Annotated in this window: 15 protein-coding genes and 1 pseudogene; 12 read left to right on the top strand and 4 right to left on the bottom strand. The window is 66.1% G+C overall.

Annotation, left to right across the window (positions count from 1 at the left end; translation table 11 throughout):
* The 9 genes from CHB86_RS00080 to CHB86_RS00040 all read left to right on the top strand — a co-directional run bounded on the left by CHB86_RS00080 (position 1) and on the right by CHB86_RS00040 (position 12,604).
* The gene (locus CHB86_RS00080; protein ID WP_089230523.1) at positions 1 to 1,377 is read left to right on the top strand and encodes an aldehyde dehydrogenase family protein; all 1,377 of its coding nucleotides are present in this window, start codon (positions 1 to 3) and stop codon (positions 1,375 to 1,377) included.
* Between the two features lie 5 nt (positions 1,378 to 1,382).
* A complete protein-coding gene (locus tag CHB86_RS00075; RefSeq protein ID WP_089230522.1) occupies positions 1,383 to 2,528 on the top strand; it encodes an iron-containing alcohol dehydrogenase in 1,146 nt (381 codons plus the stop codon).
* Positions 2,529 to 2,669: 141 nt separating this feature from the next.
* Positions 2,670 to 3,227 (top strand): helix-turn-helix domain-containing protein, encoded by a 558-nt coding sequence (locus tag CHB86_RS00070; protein WP_089230521.1) that lies wholly within the window; start codon positions 2,670 to 2,672, stop codon positions 3,225 to 3,227.
* Positions 3,228 to 3,239: 12 nt separating this feature from the next.
* Positions 3,240 to 5,684, top strand: coding sequence for a GcvT family protein (locus CHB86_RS00065; protein ID WP_089230520.1), 2,445 nt, complete (start codon positions 3,240 to 3,242; stop codon positions 5,682 to 5,684).
* A 96-nt stretch (positions 5,685 to 5,780) separates the two neighbouring features.
* A complete protein-coding gene (locus CHB86_RS00060) occupies positions 5,781 to 6,920 on the top strand; it encodes an ABC transporter permease (RefSeq protein WP_089230519.1) in 1,140 nt (379 codons plus the stop codon).
* 2 nt (positions 6,921 to 6,922) lie between these two features.
* The gene (locus CHB86_RS00055) at positions 6,923 to 7,708 is read left to right on the top strand and encodes an ABC transporter ATP-binding protein (protein ID WP_089230518.1); all 786 of its coding nucleotides are present in this window, start codon (positions 6,923 to 6,925) and stop codon (positions 7,706 to 7,708) included.
* Between the two features lie 9 nt (positions 7,709 to 7,717).
* On the top strand, positions 7,718 to 9,457 hold the full coding sequence (locus CHB86_RS00050; RefSeq protein WP_089230517.1) for an MlaD family protein: 1,740 nt from the start codon (positions 7,718 to 7,720) through the stop codon (positions 9,455 to 9,457).
* An 8-nt stretch (positions 9,458 to 9,465) separates the two neighbouring features.
* Positions 9,466 to 10,101, top strand: a complete 636-nt coding sequence (locus CHB86_RS00045) for an ABC-type transport auxiliary lipoprotein family protein (protein WP_176442719.1) — start codon at positions 9,466 to 9,468, stop codon at positions 10,099 to 10,101.
* A gap of 238 nt (positions 10,102 to 10,339) precedes the next feature.
* A complete protein-coding gene (locus CHB86_RS00040; RefSeq protein ID WP_089230515.1) occupies positions 10,340 to 12,604 on the top strand; it encodes an adenosylcobalamin-dependent ribonucleoside-diphosphate reductase in 2,265 nt (754 codons plus the stop codon).
* A 217-nt stretch (positions 12,605 to 12,821) separates the two neighbouring features.
* Here the strand turns inward: CHB86_RS00040 and CHB86_RS25330 are convergent.
* The 4 genes and pseudogenes from CHB86_RS25330 to CHB86_RS00020 form a co-directional block, all read right to left on the bottom strand.
* Positions 12,822 to 13,004, bottom strand: a pseudogene (locus tag CHB86_RS25330) (IS256 family transposase); the annotation flags it as partial.
* A 138-nt stretch (positions 13,005 to 13,142) separates the two neighbouring features.
* Positions 13,143 to 13,556 (bottom strand): DUF427 domain-containing protein, encoded by a 414-nt coding sequence (locus tag CHB86_RS00030; RefSeq protein ID WP_245837681.1) that lies wholly within the window; start codon positions 13,554 to 13,556, stop codon positions 13,143 to 13,145.
* Positions 13,557 to 13,621: 65 nt separating this feature from the next.
* On the bottom strand, positions 13,622 to 14,011 hold the full coding sequence (locus CHB86_RS00025; RefSeq protein ID WP_089230512.1) for a DUF4149 domain-containing protein: 390 nt from the start codon (positions 14,009 to 14,011) through the stop codon (positions 13,622 to 13,624).
* A complete protein-coding gene (locus tag CHB86_RS00020) occupies positions 14,008 to 14,442 on the bottom strand; it encodes a thiol-disulfide oxidoreductase DCC family protein (RefSeq protein WP_089230511.1) in 435 nt (144 codons plus the stop codon). Before CHB86_RS00020 ends, CHB86_RS00025 begins: the two co-directional genes overlap by 4 nt.
* Before the next feature lie 96 nt (positions 14,443 to 14,538).
* Between CHB86_RS00020 and CHB86_RS00015 the strand changes: the two genes are divergently transcribed.
* From CHB86_RS00015 to CHB86_RS00005, 3 genes are all read left to right on the top strand, one after another.
* On the top strand, positions 14,539 to 15,819 hold the full coding sequence (locus CHB86_RS00015) for an FAD-binding domain-containing protein (protein WP_342747438.1): 1,281 nt from the start codon (positions 14,539 to 14,541) through the stop codon (positions 15,817 to 15,819).
* A gap of 351 nt (positions 15,820 to 16,170) precedes the next feature.
* Positions 16,171 to 16,776 carry a hypothetical protein gene (locus CHB86_RS00010; protein ID WP_089230510.1) on the top strand — a complete coding sequence of 202 codons (606 nt, stop codon included), beginning with the start codon at positions 16,171 to 16,173 and terminating at the stop codon, positions 16,774 to 16,776.
* 283 nt (positions 16,777 to 17,059) lie between these two features.
* The gene (locus CHB86_RS00005; protein ID WP_089231525.1) at positions 17,060 to 17,935 is read left to right on the top strand and encodes a formylglycine-generating enzyme family protein; all 876 of its coding nucleotides are present in this window, start codon (positions 17,060 to 17,062) and stop codon (positions 17,933 to 17,935) included.
* Positions 17,936 to 17,968 lie beyond the last annotated feature (33 nt).

Below are 17,968 nucleotides of genomic sequence, written 5' to 3'. Positions count from 1 at the left end.
ATGACAAAAACCGTGAAATGCATCTCGCCGATCGACGGATCGGTCTATGCCGAACGTCCCGTGCTGAGCCGGGACGACGCCTTTGACGCCGCCGCCCGCGCCCGCGCCGCACAACCCGCCTGGGCCGCCCGCCCGATGGCCGAGCGCATCGCGCTCGTCCGCGCTGCCGTGGCCGAAGTGGGCAAGACCACCGACCGCATGGCCGTGGAACTGGCGCACCAGATGGGCCGCCCGGTCCGCTATGGCGGCGAGTTCGGAGGTTTCAACGAACGCGCCACCTACATGGCCGACATCGCAGATCAGGCGCTTGCTCCGATCGTGATCGAGGACAGCGACACGTTCCTCCGCAAGATCGAGCGCGAGCCGCATGGGGTCGTCCTCGTGGTCGCGCCGTGGAACTACCCCTACATGACCGCGATCAACACGGTCGCGCCGGCGCTGATCGCCGGCAACACCGTGGTGTTGAAGCACGCGGCCCAGACCCTGCTGGTGGGCGAGAGGATGGCGGAGGCCTTCCACGCCGCCGGCATCCCCTCCGACGTGTTCCAGAACGTCTTCCTCGACCACGACACCACCTCCGCGCTCATCGCCGGCCGCGCCTTCGACTTCGTGAACTTCACCGGCTCCGTCGGCGGCGGGCAGGCGATGGAACGGGCCGCCGCAGGCACCTTCACCGCCGTCTCGACCGAGCTTGGCGGCAAGGACCCGGGCTACGTGCGGGCCGATGCCGATATCAATGCCGCCGCGGAAACGCTGATCGACGGAGCGATGTTCAACTCGGGCCAGTGCTGCTGCGGGATCGAGCGGATCTACGTGCACGAGAGCGTCTTTGACGCCTTCCTCGAGAAATGCGTGGAGATCGTGAAGGGCTACAAGCTCGGCAACCCGCTGGACCCGGAGACCACCATCGGCCCGATGGCCAACGTCCGCTTCGCCAACGAGGTGCGCGCCCAGGTGACCGAAGCGCTGGAAGCCGGCGCCGTGGCCCATATTCCGGCCAGCCCGGCGGATGACGGCGGCACCTACCTCAGCCCGCAGATCCTGACCAACGTCACCCACGACATGCGGGTGATGCGCGACGAGACCTTCGGCCCCGTCGTCGGCATCATGCCGGTCAGGGATGACGAGGAGGCCATCGCGCTGATGAACGACAGCGTCTTCGGCCTCACCTGCTCGCTCTGGACGGCCGACACCGCCGCCGCGGACGCCATTGGCAAGCGGCTCCAGACCGGCACCGTCTTCATGAACCGCTGCGACTATCTCGACCCGGCGCTCTGCTGGACCGGCTGCAAGGACACCGGCCGCGGCGCCGGCCTGTCGGTGCTGGGCTTCCACGCCCTCACCCGCCCGAAATCCTACCACCTGAAGAAAGCCTGACCGACATGAAACTGGTTGGAAACTGGAACTATCCCACCCCGGTCCGCTTTGGCGCCGGACGGATCACCGAGATCGCCGATGCCTGCGCCGCCGCCGGCATCACCAGGCCGCTGCTGGTCACCGACCGCGGGCTCGCCAGCATGGCGATCACAACCCACACGCTGGACCTGCTGAACGAGGCCGGTCTCGGGCGGGCGATGTTCTCCGATGTGGACCCGAACCCCTCCGACAAGAACGTCGAGGCCGGGCTGAAGGTCTATCGCGAGGGCGGCTTCGACGGCGTTGTCGCCTTTGGCGGCGGCTCGGGCCTCGACCTTGCCAAGACACTCGCGTTCATGGCCGGGCAGTCTCGCCCGCTGTGGGATTTCGAGGATGTCGGCGACTGGTGGACCCGCGCCGACCCCGCGGGCATCCACCCCATCGTGGCCGTGCCAACCACCGCCGGCACCGGCTCCGAGGTCGGCCGCGCCAGTATCATCACCAATTCCGAGACCCACGAGAAAAAGATCATCTTCCACCCGAAGATGCTGCCCTCCGTGGTGATCTGCGATCCGGAACTGACGGTCGGGATGCCGAAGTTCATCACCGCCGGCACCGGGCTCGACGCCTTCGCGCATTGCGTGGAGGCCTTCTGCTCGCCGCATTACCATCCGATGAGCCAGGGCATCGCGCTCGAAGGGATGCGGCTGGTCAAGGAGTACCTGCCGCGCGCCTATGCGGACGGCACCGACCTCGAGGCGCGGGCGCACATGATGTCGGCCGCCGCGATGGGCGCCACCGCGTTCCAGAAGGGGCTCGGGGCCATCCACGCGCTGAGCCACCCGATCGGCGCCGTGCACCATACCCATCACGGCACCACCAACGCTGTCTGCATGCCGGCGGTGCTCCAGTTCAACCAAGCGCCCTGCGAGGGCATCCTCGGCCAGGCCGCAGCCTATCTGGGCATCGACGGCGGGTTCGACGGGTTCTGCGCCTATGTGGATGAACTCAACGCCTCTCTGGGCATCCCCCGGACGCTGACCGAGCTCGGCGTCACGGACCCGGATCTCGACGCGCTGACGAAATCGGCGCTGAACGATCCGAGCACCGGCGGCAATCCGGTCGAAATGACCTATGAAAATACCCGGAAGCTGTTCGAGACGCTTCTCTAGAGTGCTCAACGCGGCGCGCCTCCGGGCGCGCCGCGGCCCTTCCGGGGGACGATTTCTGCACTGCGCTGCAGAATCCCGATTGACAGCCGCACGCCCACTCTGTGAAATTTATGGCGAAAATTTCACGAGAGCGGATCAGCCATGAGCGGCAACGATACCCTTGGAAAGGACCTCCGCGCCCTGCGGACCTCGCGCAAGATGACGCTGGAAGAGCTCGCCGGCGCGCTCGGCCGCTCCGTAGGCTGGGTCAGCCAGGTGGAGCGGGACATCTCGACGCCGCGCATGTCCGACCTGCAGGCCATCGCCAAGGTGTTCGACGTCCCCGTCTCGCTGTTCTTCGGCAATGCCGATGCGCCGGAGGCCGAGCGCGGCCGCGTGGTGCGCGCCTCGGCCCGGCGGGTCATGGGCGAGAACGAAGGCGGCCTGGTCGAGACGCTGATCTCGCCGGACCTGACCGACAGTTTCGAGGTGATCCACTCCACCTTCCTGCCCGGCGCCAGCCGCATGACCCCGGTCGCCCGCCCGACCCAGGAGGTGGTCTGGATGGCGTCGGGCAAGCTCGACATCTGGCTCGACGACCAGAAGTTCACCATTGCCGCCGGCGACAGCTTCCGCATCCGCGAGCAAAGCTACTGCTGGGCCAACCCCTACGACTCCCCCTCCATCGCCATCTGGGTCATTTCTCCGCCCGTCTACTGAGGAACCACCTTCATGCCTCTTCCCCCAAAGCAGGCCCGCGTCGTCATCATCGGAGGCGGGGTCATCGGCTGCTCCGTCGCCTACCACCTGACCAAGCTCGGCTGGACCGACGTCGTGCTGCTCGAGCGCAAGCAACTCTGCTCCGGCACCACCTGGCACGCCGCCGGGCTGATCGCCCAGCTGCGCGCGACGCAGAACATGACCCGGCTCGCCCGCTACAGCCAGGAGCTCTACGGCACGCTTGAGGAAGAGACCAGCATGTCGACCGGCTTCAAGCGGGTCGGCTCGATCACCGTGGCGCTGACGGCGGAGCGGCAGGAGGAACTGCTGCGCCAGGCATCGATGGCGCGGGCCTTTGGCGTGGAAGTCGAGCCGATCTCGCCCACGGAGGTTCAGGCGCGCTACGGGCACCTGAACTGCGAGGGCGTGGTCGGCGGCGTCTACCTGCCGCTGGACGGCCAGGGCGACCCCTCGAACATCGCGCTGGCGCTGGCAAAGGGCGCGCGGATACGCGGCGCGCAGGTGCTGGAACGCACCAGGGTCACCGGCCTGCGCAGGGACGGCCGGCGCGTGACCGGCGTGCACTGGCAGAGCGCCGAGGGCGAGGGCGAGATCGCCTGCGATCACGTCGTCAACTGCGCCGGCATGTGGGCGCACGAGGTCGGGCGCATGGCCGGCACCAACGTGCCGCTGCACGCCTGCGAGCATTTCTACATCGTCACCGACAAGATCCCCGGCCTCGAGCAGCTGCCCGTCCTGCGGGTGCCGGATGAATGCGCCTATTACAAGGAGGACGCGGGCTCGATCCTGCTCGGCGCCTTCGAGCCGAATGCGAAGCCCTGGGGGATGAACGGCATCCCCGAAAGCTTCGAGTTCGACCAGTTGCCGGAGGATTTCGACCATTTCGAACCGATCCTCGAGATGGCGGTGAACCGGCTGCCGATGCTCGCGGAAGCCGGCATCCAGACCTTCTTCAACGGCCCCGAGAGCTTCACGCCCGACGACGCCTATCACCTCGGCCTCGCGCCCGAGATGGACAACGTCTGGGTCGCCGCCGGATTCAACTCGGTGGGCATCCAGTCGGCAGGCGGCGCCGGGATGGCGCTGGCCGACTGGATGGAGACGGGCGAGAAGCCGTTCGACCTCGGCGACGTCGACATCTCGCGGATGCAGCCCTTTCAGGGAAACAGGCACTATCTGTTCGAACGCTCGAAGGAGACGCTCGGCCTGCTCTATGCCGACCACTTCCCCTATCGGCAGAAGGCCACGGCTCGCGGCGTCCGCCGCACGCCGTTGCATGAACAGCTCAAGGCGCGTGGCGCGGTCTTTGGCGAACTGGCCGGCTGGGAGCGGGCCAACTGGTTCGCGAACGAGGGCGAGCCGGGCGAATATCGCTACAGCTGGAAGCGCCAGAACTGGTTCGAGAATTCGGCCGCGGAACACCGCGCCGTGCGCGAGAGGGTCGGGCTCTACGACATGTCCTCCTTCGGCAAGCTCCGCGTCGAGGGGCCGGACGCGGAGGCTTTCCTGAACTACGTCGGCGGCGGCGATTACTCGGTGCCGGTGGGCAAGATCGTCTACACCCAGTTCCTGAACAGCCGCGCCGGGATCGAGGCCGACGTGACCGTGACGCGCCTGTCGGAGACAGCCTTTCTCGTCGTCACGCCGGCCGCGACCCGGCTGTCCGACGAAACCTGGCTGCGCCGCCACGTGGGCGACCACCGCGTCGTCATCACCGATGTCACCGCCGGCGAGGCGGTGCTCGCTGTGATGGGGCCGAACGCGCGCGCCCTGCTCCAGTCCGTCTCGCCCAACGACTTCTCGAACGAGGCGAACCCCTTCGGCACAGCGCAGATGATCGAGCTGGGCATGGGCCTCGCGCGGGTGCACCGGGTGACCTACGTGGGCGAGCTGGGCTGGGAGGTCTATGTCTCCGCAGACATGGCCGCCCACGCCTTCGAGACGCTCTGGGAGGCGGGCGCCGATCACGGGCTGAAGCTCTGCGGCATGCACATGATGGATTCCTGCCGGATCGAGAAGGCGTTCCGCCATTTCGGGCACGACATCACCTGCGAGGACCACGTTCTGGAAGCGGGGCTGGGGTTTGCCGTGAAGCGCGACAAGCCGGAGTTCATCGGCCGCGACGCGCTGCTGCGCAAGCGGGACGCCGGGCTGGAGCGGCGCCTGGTGCAGTTCCGCCTGACCGACCCGGAGCCACTGCTCTACCACGCCGAGCCGATCCTGCGGGACGGCGAGGTCGTCGGTCACCTGACCTCGGGCAATTACGGGCACACGCTGGGTGGCGCTGTCGGGCTGGGATACGTCCCCTGCCCCGGCGAGACGCCGGCGGAGCTTCTTGCCTCGCGTTTCGAGATAGAGGTCGCCGGGGTGCGGGTGGCGGCGGAAGCCTCGCTCAAGCCGATGTACGACCCGCGCTCCGAGCGCGTGAAGGACTGATCCCGATCGCCGCACGCCCCGGGTTCCCATGCCGGGGCGCCGCGTGCAGTGCGTTTCCCCCGTTTCCTGCCGCCCTGCTCTGTGAGAGGAAGGGGCATGGAGAGGCGAACACACCGCAGGCAAGGCAGTTTCGAGATCCGCAGCGAGGCGGAGCGGACCCGCGTCGAACTCTCCGGCCGGCTCACGGTGCGGGATCTGCCGTCGCTTGAGGCGGCGCTTCGGGAGATCGATGGCGAGGGGCCGGTCGAGTTCGACCTCGCCTCCGCCGAAAGCATCGACACGAGCATCGCCTGGGCCATCGATGCCGCCCGCCAGCGGTTCGACGCCCGGCAGGCGGAGGTCTCCGTCACCAGCGCCGCGCCGAACGTGGCGCAGGTGATCGAGACCGTCACCGAAGCCCGCCCCACGCCCGAACCGGCCGAGCCCGGCGCGCCGTGGCTGACCGCCTTGCTGAGCCGGATCGGCGCGGGCGTGGTTGGCATGGGCGCCCTGCTCACGGAATTCGCCGGCGTCTTCGGGATGTTCCTGGCCCGCGTCGCCCAGAGCATCATCCGGCCACGGGAGTTCCGCCTCACCGCGCTGGTTCACCATTGCGAGGCCGTGGGCCTGCAGGCGGTGCCGATCGTGGCGCTGATGTCCTTCCTGATCGGCGTGGTCCTGGCGTTCCAGGGCTCGGCCCAGCTCCGCCAGTTCGGCGCCGAGGTCTTCGTCGTCGACCTCATCGCGATCTCGATCCTGCGCGAACTCGGCGTGCTGCTGACCGCGATCATCGTCGCCGGCCGCACCGCCTCGGCCTATACCGCCGCCATTGGCTCGATGAAGATGCGCCAGGAGATCGACGCCATGCGAACCCTGGGCATCGACCCCGGCCACGCGCTGATCGTGCCGCGCGTGCTGGCGCTTTTGCTGATGCTGCCAATTCTGGGGCTGATCGCGGATGCCGCGGGCCTCTTCGGTGGCGCGCTGATGTCCTGGATGGAGCTTGGCATATCGCCCGCGATGTTCGCCACGCGGCTGGTCGAGGGTACCAATGTCTCCAACGTCTTCGTCGGGCTTGTGAAGGCGCCGGTCTTTGCCATCCTGATCGGCGTGATCGGCTGCCAGGCGGGGCTGAAGGTGGGCAGCACGGCAGAGTCGCTGGGTCGGATGACCTCTTCGGCGGTGGTTGCGGCGATCTTTGCGGTCATCCTCGCTGACGCGATCTTTTCCATCTTCTTCCAGCAGATCGGGTTGTAAGCATGGCGGAAACGGTGATCGAGGTCCGGGGCCTGCGCAACCAGTTCGGCAGCCACGTGGTGCACGAGAACCTCGACCTCGATGTCTATCGCGGGGAGATCCTCGGCGTCGTCGGCGGCTCGGGCACCGGCAAGTCGGTGCTGCTGCGCACCATCGCCGGGCTGCAGCGGCCGGCGGCCGGCTCGGTTCGAATGCTCGGCACCGACATGGAAACGGCGAGCGAGGCCGAACTGCGCGGCCTGAGCGAGCGGATCGGGGTGATGTTCCAGGACGGGGCGCTTTTTTCCTCGCTTAGCGTGCTGGAGAATGTCGAGGTGCCGCTCAAGGCGATCCCGGGGCTCGGGACGGAACTGACCGAGGCGCTGGCGCGGCTCAAGATCTCGCTCTCGGGCCTGCCCTGGATCGCCGGCGACAAGTATCCCGCCGAGCTGTCGGGCGGCATGCGCAAGCGCGCGGGCCTGGCGCGGGCGCTGGCGCTCGATCCGGAGATCGTGTTTCTCGACGAGCCCACCGCCGGGCTCGACCCGATCGGCGCCGCCGCCTTCGACGAGGTGATCCGCGACCTGTCCCGCTCGCTCGGCATCACCGTCTTTCTCGTGACCCATGATCTCGACACGCTCTACGCGGTCTGCGACCGCGTGGCGGTGCTGGCCGAAAAGCGCGTGCTCGTGACCGGCACCGTCGAGGAGATGGCCGAGGTCGATCACCCCTGGGTCAAGGAGTATTTCCTGGGGCCGAGGGCACGCGCGGCACGCGGCGCAATTGCTGCGCCGCCGACAAAAGGCTAAGCGAGTCTCATGGAAACCCGTGCAAACTACGTGCTGATCGGCGCTTTTACCCTGGCGGGCTTCGTCGGGCTGCTGCTGTTCTTCGTCTGGTTCGCACGGGTGGAGCTCGACCGGCAGTACGATTACTTCGACATCGAGTTCGAGACGGTCTCGGGCCTCTCGAATGCCTCCGACGTGCGCTTCAGCGGGTTTCCCGTCGGCCAGGTCGTGGATGTCGGCCTCGCGCCGGACAGGAGCGGCAAGGTCCGGGTGCGGGTCGAGATCGCGGCCGACACGCCGGTGCGTACCAGCAGCGTCGCAACCATCGAGTCGCTCGGGGTCACCGGGGTTTCGTTCGTCGGGATCTCGTCGGGCGATCCGCGCGATCCGCTGCTGTCGGACAGCTCGGACCAGACCATTCCGCTGATCCGCTCCGGACGCTCGGTGCTGCAGACGCTGAGCGAGGACGCGCCAACCATCGTCGAGGAAGTGCTCTCGGTCAGCCGCCAGCTCGGCGAGTTGCTGGGGACCGAAAACCAGGAGCGCGTGGCCACGATCCTGCAGAACGTGGAGAGCGCCTCCGCCAACCTCGAGCAGACGCTTGCCGATTTCTCCTCCGTCGCCGACACGATTGCCACCTCGAGCTCGGAACTCGTCGCCTTCACCGGCAAGCTGGAGGAGATCTCCGCCGCAACCGAGAGCGTGCTGAACACGGCGGACACGACGCTGGAGAGCATCACCGACTTCGCACATCGCGCCGAGGGCACGCTGGACAAGGGCGATGCCGCGCTCGACAGCGGCCGCACCGCGCTCGACACCGCGAACCGCTTCATGAACGAGGAGCTGCCAAGCCTCGTGGCCGACCTCCAGCAGACGACCGAAACCCTCCGCCAGCAGCTCGACCAGGTCGCCGGGGACGCCAGCGACACGATGGCCGAATTCCGCACCGCCGGGAGCCGCGCGACGGAATTCATCGACACCGCGGAGCAGACGCTGGCACTGGCCGAAACCACGCTCGACGAGATCTCGACGGCGGTCGAGGCGGTGGAAGTCGCGGCGACGGATTTCGACATCCTCGTGACCGAGAGCGGCACCGAACTGGTCAGCGAGACCCGCGCCTTCGTGGCCGAGGCGAGCCGCGTCGCCACCTCCGCCGCGCAGATCGCCGAAACGGACCTGCCGGCGATCATGCAGGACATCCGCACCGCCACCGAGACCGCCGCGCGGGTGGTCGAGACGGTCGGCGCGGACCTTTCCGCCGCTGCGGGACGCACCGACGCGATCTCGGCCGAAATCGGCACCGCGGTGGACGCGGTGACCGAGACCTTCACCAATGCCAACGAAACACTGGGACGCCTGAACACCGCGCTCAAAACCGGCGACTCGGCGCTTTCCGCCGCCGACAAGGCGTTCACCTCGGCGGATGCCTTCCTGACCGAGGACATCGGCCCCCTGAGCGATCGCCTGCGCGAGACGCTGGACCGGCTGGACGCGGCGATCGCCGAGGTCACCGAGGACGTGCCGGTGATCAGCGCCGAACTGCGCAGCACGGTCGAGGCGGCGAGCGCCGCCTTCAACGAGGTCAACCGCACCGCCGCCAGCATCGGCCCGCCGCTGCGCGCCTTCAGCAACGAGGGGCTGCCGCAGTTCTCCCACCTCGCCCGCCAGGCTCGCGATCTGGTCACCAATCTCGACAAGCTCGTCCAGAGGATCGAGCGCGACCCCGCGCGCTATTTCCTCGGCCGGGACGAACCGGTCTACAGACGATGAGGATGCCCATGCTCCGCCCCCTGACGGTCGCCGCCCTTGCCCTGTTCGCCCTCGCCGGGTGCTCGGCCGTGGGCGCCCTGAACCAGGCCAGCGCACCGCTCGACGTCTACGAGCTGCGCGCGCCCCGGTCGCTGCCCACGACACGGGGCGGGCCGCAGGGAATCGATTTCATCGTCGAGGAGCCCACCGCCAGCGGTGTCATCAACACCGACCGGATCCTGGTACGGCCGTCCTCGGCCCAGGTGCAATACCTTCCCGACGCGCGCTGGAGCGAGACCGCCCCGGCGATGATCCGCTCGGCCCTGGTCGAGAGCTTCGAGCGCATGGGCGCGTTCCGCTATGTCGGCCGGCAGCCGCTCGGGCTTTCGGGCGATGTGGCGCTGGTGAGCAACCTGACCGAGTTCCACGTCGACGTGCAGCCTGATGGCGACACCGGCACCGTACGGATGACCCTCGTCGCCCGGCTCGTGCGGGAGGACGACGCGCGGATCCTGTCGAGCCGCACCTTCACGCGAGCCGTGGCGGTGCCCGACACCGCGACCCCCACGATCATCGCCGCCTACGAGGCCGCGTCCGGCAGCCTGCTCGCGGAGCTCTCTTCCTGGGTGCTGAGCGCCCGCGGAATCGCCCAGGCGCCGAGCTGAGGCACGGGCCCCTCCCGGCACCGGCAGCACGGCGCGGTCGGCTGTGTCGGCAGGTCGTTTCCGCGACCGACGGGTGCGCCGCCGGTCACGCCAAGCCTGTTATCTCGAAAGGCTTTTTCGCCCCGCGCGGCACGACCGGAATTTTGCGACGCAGAATATCAAGAATGTGGTGTCGCCGCCGGTCAGTTTCGCTATATTTGGCATCCGACCAGCAGATCTCCACTCCATCGGATACCACATGACCCGCTTTGCCGCCCCCATCGCCGAGTCCATCTGGGACATGAAATACCGCTTCAAGAACGCGGACGGAACGCCGCTGGACCTGACGGTCGAGGATAGCTGGCGCCGGATCGCCCGCTCGCTCGCCGAGGTGGAGAAGGACTCCGCCCACTGGGAAGACCGGTTTTATGCCGCGCTGGAGGATTTCAAGTACCTCCCCGCCGGGCGCATCACCGCCGGCGCCGGCACCGGGCGCACCGTCACGCTGTTCAACTGCTTCGTCATGGGCACGATCCCCGACAACATGGGCGGGATCTTCGACATGCTGAAGGAGGCCGCGCTGACCATGCAGCAGGGCGGCGGGATCGGGTACGATTTCTCGACGATCCGCCCGCGCGGCGCCGACGTGAAAGGCGTGGCCGCCGATGCCTCCGGCCCACTGTCGTTCATGGACGTCTGGGACGCGATGTGCCGCACCATCATGTCCGCCGGCTCGCGCCGCGGCGCGATGATGGCGACGATGCGCTGCGATCACCCCGATATCGAGAGCTTCATCACCGCCAAGTCCGACCCGGCCCGGCTGCGCATGTTCAACATGTCGGTGCTGGTGACCGACGCCTTCATGGAGGCCGTGAAGGCCGACGGTCCCTGGGAGCTGGTGTTCGACGGCAAGGTCTATCACACGGTCGAGGCGCGTGACCTGTGGAACCGGATCATGCAGTCGACCTATGATTACGCCGAGCCGGGCGTGATCTTCATCGATCGCATCAACGCGATGAACAACCTCGCCTATTGCGAGACTATCGCAGCCACAAATCCCTGCGGCGAGCAGCCCCTGCCGCCCTATGGCGCCTGCCTTCTGGGCTCGGTCAACCTCGCACGCCTCGTCGCGGCACCATTCGAGGACGAAGCCGAGATCGACGAGGAGGCGCTGGACGAGCTGGTCGCCACTGCCGTGCGGATGATGGACAACGTGGTCGACGCCTCGCGCTTCCCGCTGCCGCAACAGGCCGAGGAGGCCCGTACCAAGCGCCGGATCGGGCTTGGTGTAACCGGCCTTGCCGATGCGCTGCTCATGGTGGGCCTGCGCTACGGCTCTGAGGAAGCGGCGCGCCAGACCTCGCGCTGGTTGCACCGGATCGCCCGCGCCGCCTACCTGGCGTCGGTGCAATTGGCGAAGGAGAAAGGCGCCTTCCCGCTGTTCGACGCTGAAAAGTACCTCGCCAGCGGCTCTCTCCAGCACATGGACGAGGACGTGCGCGACGCAATCCGCGAACACGGCATCCGCAACGCATTGCTGACCTCGATCGCTCCCACGGGCACGATCAGCCTCTATGCCGGCAATGTCTCCTCCGGCATCGAGCCGGTCTTCGCCTACAGCTACACCCGCAAGGTGCTGCAGAAGGACGGGTCGCGAACCGAAGAGGAAGTGGTCGACTACGCGGTCCAGATGTGGCGTGACAAGTTCGGCGAGCGCGAGTTGCCGGAGCATTTCGTCAACGCCCAGACGCTCAGCCCGGGCGATCACGTGCGGATGCAGGCGGCGGCCCAGAAATGGGTGGACAGCTCGATCTCCAAGACGATCAACGTCCCCGAGGACATCAGCTTCGACGATTTCCAGGACGTCTACATGCAGGCCTGGGATTCGGGCTGCAAGGGCTGCACCACCTATCGTCCGAACGATGTGACGGGCTCCGTGCTGTCGGTCAGCGAGACCACCGAGGACACGCCCGAGGCCGATCAGGGCGCCGACGTCATCTACCTGAGCGAACCGCTCGACCGGCCGCAATCGCTCGAGGGGCACACCTACAAGGTGAAGTGGCCCGACAGCGAGCACGCGATCTACATCACGATCAACGACATCATCCTGAACGGCACGCGCCGCCCGTTCGAAGTGTTCATCAACTCCAAGAACATGGAGCATTTCGCCTGGACCGTGGCACTGACGCGGATGATCTCGGCCGTGTTCCGGCGCGGGGGAGACGTGTCCTTCGTGGTCGAGGAACTCAAGGCCGTGTTCGACCCGCGCGGCGGGGCCTGGATGCAGGGCAAGTACGTACCGTCGATCCTCGCGGCCATCGGCGGCGTGATCGAGCGCCACATGGTCTCGATCGGCTTCATCGAGGGCGAGGGGCTCGGCCTCAAGGCGGACCCGGAAGCCGAACGCATGGTCGTCGGCGACCGCCCCAAAGGCCAGGCCTGCCCGTCCTGCGGACAATACGAGATGCGCATGGTCGAAGGCTGCATGACCTGCATGAGCTGCGGGCATTCGAAGTGCGGCTGAGGCCTAACCGGGAGCAATTTGTTCCGTAGGGCGTCACGAAGCCAAAACCGGGTGTATTGGCTGCCAAATGTCGGGATCAAGAGCACCAAGGGCCTTGAAGCGATTGGAAATACTCGGCTTTCGGCGAACGCCTTTCTGAACTGACGAATTCGCCCTGTCCGATAGTGTCCCACCGGATGGTGTAAGAGCGCGGAGCTTCGGAGAGGCTCGAGGCTGATCAGGTCGCCACAGCGGGCAGCCTGAAGGTTGGATCGTCGGTGCGCGGGCGAGAGTTTCAAGCGACATGTACCTTCGCGTACCTTCGCGCGACGGTCCACTCGTCGTTGGCCTCCAGCATCAGCGCTCCGACGAGCCGAATGATGGGCTCCGTCGTGGGAAAGATCCCAATAAGGTCATTGCGGCAAGTAGATGCTTTTGCGCAATCCTCTGGGAACGGCAGACACAGCCAATGGAAAGAGAGCTCTTGCTTGTAGCCCATCGCTTTGGCTGATCTCGGGAACAGGCAGATGCGTGGCGTCGGGAGGGGCGCCAGCAGGGGTCACCAATGCTCGGTGCCCGGCGCGCCCTTTGGGATCCCGATGAGGTTTGGCGTGACCCAGCCGCCATAGAAATCACCCGGCTGTGGAACGACGCGAATGCCATCGACCATACATGCGTCCATCTTGCCGGCGTAGAAAGCGACGTGGTTTGTCAGCGGCCGAAAAAATCGGGTGGGAGCGGCGTAGCACCAGGCCGCGCGGGCCGCGACCTGTCCGCCGGAGATCACGTCGAAATAGGAGGCAACGCCCTTCCACTCGCAATAGCTCCTACCCGGTACAGGGCGCAGATCGGCGACGATGTCGTCCGGCCAGAGATAGTAGGTCGGCGCATGGTGGGTTTCGAGAACCCTGATTGCCCGGGACGTGTCGGCCACCGTTGCACCGCCGAGGATGATCTGGATGCGGTTGCTCACTGGCTCCAACCGCGGTGGCCTCGGGTAGTGCTGAACGTTCTCGGGCAGAAGCGGCATTGCGACGATCAGGTAAAGCCGACGAGGACGGCCGCGGTAGCTGCGATATGGCACAGGGTCAGGGCGACCGACAGCCCATGCAGGACCTTGAAGCGCTTCGTATGGCCCGTGACGGTCGCTTCGTTGATCGCCGGCATCAGAACCTGACGGGCCGGAATCACCGTAAGAGCGACCAGTCCCATGAGCCATGCGCCCGATGCGTCGGCCCCCACCAGGAGCAAGGCCGAAAGAGCCGATGCGGCGAGCACGAACAGGTAGAAGTGCGGGAAGGCGCGTCGCAGCAGTTTGCCTGCCTGCGCAGCCGGCAGAGCCGAGAAGAGGAACGCCGCGAAGCCAAACGAATACAGGATCATACCACCGAACAGAAGCGCTGTTGCGAGAAGCGCGAGGCTCGTCATTGCGCGCCCCTCCCGCGCCCCATGATGCGCCGTGCGAGGCGCGAAATTGCGGGACGGACCGGCAGAAACGCACGGTATCCGATCTCCAGGAAGACCGACACAGGCCACGTCCGGGCGAGACGTCCGGCAATGCGCCAGCCGGGCAACATGCTCCAGATTTCCGCGAAAGCGGCAGCGCCCGACAGCAGAGTGCCGTCCGTACGGCGCACGTGAAACCTCTGCATCGCTGCAGTCCTGTCCGGGTCCGGGCCGGTTGTCGCAGTCTCGTCGGATACGTCGATGAAATGCAACGCCTCGCTTCCTCTTCGGGAGGCATAGTGCTGGATCTCTGCCGTGCACAGAGGACAGGATCCGTCGAAATAGACCGTGAGTGAATCGCCCGGCGCTGACGCGTCCCTGTCCAGCCTTCCCGCCGCTATCGATGATTGCATATCGCCAATTCGCTCCCGACCGCCTTTCGCAGTGCTACATAAGTCGAGCGGACGAGATGTCTCGTCCGAGTATCATGCGAGGCAGTCGAAGCCTGCATGGACAAACGGTGCCGGCGGCCCAGTTTCAACGCCATGACCAGTTCTCAGTACAGTTCCGACAGACGGCCCGGCACCCGAAAGGCCGGGCTGGACCTGCTCGACGCTTTCCGTCCGCGCATGGGCCGAAGCTACGCAGCAAACCGCAATGTCGATGCCGGGCCAGGCAAACAGACCTCGGCCAGCCATCTCTCGCCGTATATCCGTCGTCGCCTCGTAACGGAGAGCGAGGCCGTGGCGGCCGCGCTCGACGCGCACGGCCCGGCCGGAGCCGAGAAGTTCATCCAGGAGGTTATCTGGCGCGGTTATTTCAAGGGGTGGCTGGAGCATCGACCGTCGATTTGGGAAAGCTATCGTTCGGGGCTCGAACACGATCTTGCGGAGGTGCAGAGAAATGACGATTTGCGGAGCCGGCTCGAGGCCGCCGAGAGCGGCAAGACCGGGCTGCAATGCTTTGACTTCTGGGCGCGGGAGTTGGCCGAGACTGGGTACCTGCACAACCACGCGCGCATGTGGTTCGCTTCGATCTGGATCTTCACCTTTGGCCTTCCATGGCGAACTGGGGCGGACTTCTTCCTGCGTCACCTGATCGACGGCGATCCGGCCTCGAACACGCTGGGTTGGCGATGGGTTGCAGGGCTGCACACACGTGGCAAGGCGTACCAGGCAACCGCTTCGAACATCGAGCGCTTCACCGAAGGTCGGTTCCAGGTGCGCGAGTCCGACCTCGCAGCGGAGATTGTCCCGCTGGATCATACCGAGCCGGACGGCCTGCCACCTTTGCGGCCGCTGCGGGAGGTTCGACCGCCGCAAACGCGTGTTCAGACCGCGCTCCTCATCACCGAGGAAGACTGCCGCGTCGAGACCTTCGACCTGTCCGGGCTGGATATCCATACCTGCGCGACCTTGGCAGGCAGTGAACTGCGGTCAAAGCGTCCCATTTCGGCGGCGGTTTCGGCCTTCGAGAACGAGGTCCTCGACGATACCGTGCGGCGCTGCGGTCTGGTCGCACGGCGTCTCCGAGCGGCGGAGCCGACGGCTCTTGCCGATTGGGCGACAACCGAAGGCGTTGGTCAGATCGTCACGCCCTATGTCCCCGAGGGTCCTCTGCGAGACTATCTGCTGACGCAGGCGCCTGCACTTGAACGTCAAGGCATTTCACTTTGCGAACTGCGCCGCACCTGGGATACGGCGATCTGGCCTCATGCGACCGCGGGCTTCTTCAAGGTGAAGAAGCGGATTCCCGATGTTCTACGAACGCTGGAGATGACGCAGCGGTGACGATGAAAACCGTCAAGACTGAAGGCTGTTGAGCGGATTGCGCCGACACTCGCGAAATCGGAGCGCGTACAGATGCCATTCCGGATGCATATTGCGTTGGATGACCACCGCAATTCGAGCCGCCGGTGACGGCCATCTCGCTACGACCGGACGTCGCCCATCCTCATGGTTCCGAGCCTGATGCTGACGACTGCTCAAGTTGCCGTGCAGTCGCCGCTCCCGGGCACCCGCAGCGCCAAACCGGTCTTCCCCCTGCGAAGGATTGCCTCAGCAATGTGACTTGGCGAAGGGCGCAGCTGCACCAGCTCGTGCGGTGAGCAAAGCACCAGAAATAATGGGCATACAGGGACCATGGAAACATTCCTGGGTCTCGAAGCCGTGATGCTGGGCGGTGCTCAGCCGGTGCTGGTGGCGAGCACGACGGACCAGACCGACCTCTCTACGCTCAAGACGCTGCTCATCGGCGCGGGCCGATTCCGCCCACGCCGGGAGGTCGTCTTTGCCCCGGCCACCGGCCAGCGCGTCATGCAGGCAATGGCGGCTCTTCTGGCCAACGAAGACACCGATCTGCCGCCGGTCCTTCTTGACGGACCAGATACGGGACGGATCGAAGGAAGGCAGCGTCGCTCTTCGAGCCACGCGACCTGCCCGGATCGGGTGATCGGGCTCGAGGAGATCGTTGGCATGGAGCGAGCGCGGATCGAGGATCTTTTCGGACGCGATCTCGTGGCGCCGCTTGTCGACCGGATAGAACGCCGACCGGAGCGGCTCTTCATCGACCAGGTCAAGCCCGGCTTGCCTCTCGTGGACCAGGCAGAGGCCTGGGCCGCACGGGAGCGTATTACCTTGGCGCCTGACTGGCGGCTCCAACTTGCAACGCGGGTCAATCCTCTGCGATCTGGCAGCGATCGCTTTGCGCCTCCCGCAATAGCCAATCAAACGGAAGGCTGGTCATGATCCTCGACGTTCCTGTCGAAGGGCCTGCTCAGGGGCGCCAAGCGCTTCAGGCAAGGCTGCGCCGAAGTTCGAGGACGGCCGGTGGAATTCGAGCAAGGCGAGTTCCGGATCTGAGAGCTGGACTTCCTCCGGCATGATGGCAAGCGACTATTGAATCGCAGGCAAGTGCCCGTCGCCAGCATCCGAAAGACATAGATGCGTTCCAGGCCAGCGAGCAACGACCCTTGGCTTGATGGAAGAATGCATGGCAAGTACGCCGTTGAGAGAAGCGAGCACACACGAAATGCATGACGACACCAAGACCTGCTGCGGTCCGGCGACCGAAGCCTCTGCAAGGGACTCTGATGCGAGGTTCGAGGCCCCTGCCCTCTCGGTGCCTCAGGCGCCGCTTGAACTCAGATCTGAGCTACGTGACCGGCTGGTGAAGCTCGATGGAGGGTTCTTCGATATGGGCGCACGCCAGTCGCGGTATCCCGATGACCTCGACAGCCCCCGCCGACGCGTCCGGGTGTCGCCGTTTCGGATTGCGCCACACGCTGTCACCAACGCCGAGTACGCAACCTTCGTCGAGGCGACCGGATACCGCACGGTCGCGGAGCAGGAAGGGTGGAGCTACGTCTTCCACCTTTTCCTCGACAACACCGCGAAATATCCCGATTTCGCCGGCACCGCTCCCTGGTGGCGGCTCGTGGAAGGCGCGTGTTGGCGTACGCCGGAAGGCCCCGGAAGCAACTGGCAAGACCGGCCCGACCATCCGGTCGTGCAGATCGCCTGGTACGACGCGTTCGCCTATTGTCGCTGGGCAGGGTTGCGCTTGCCGAGAGAGGCCGAATGGGAGTTTGCCGCGCGAGGGGGGCTGGCCAGAAAGAAGTTCCCATGGGGCAATGAAATGATGCCGGGCGGGGTTCATGCAATGAATACCTGGCAAGGCAACTTCCCGGCGGCCAACACGGCAGAAGATGGCTGGGTCGGGACCGCGCCGGTTGGAAGCTTTCCGCCCAACGGCTATGGCCTCTACGAGATGACGGGAAATGTCTGGGAGTGGGTTCAGGATTACTATGGACCCCGCCCAGATCCAAAGCGCCTTGCGCTGCATGTGTCAACGGCGGCGCAAAAACCGACCACTGGGCGGAGCAAAAGTCGGCCAGTCTGGGCATGACCGTCGCCTTGGCAAACGTGCTCCTCGTATAGC

Source organism: Tropicimonas sediminicola (genome assembly GCF_900188335.1).
Lineage (GTDB): Bacteria > Pseudomonadota > Alphaproteobacteria > Rhodobacterales > Rhodobacteraceae > Tropicimonas > Tropicimonas sediminicola.
Note: the sequence above shows the minus strand (reverse complement) of the source record. Positions and strands in the feature narration are given on the sequence as shown.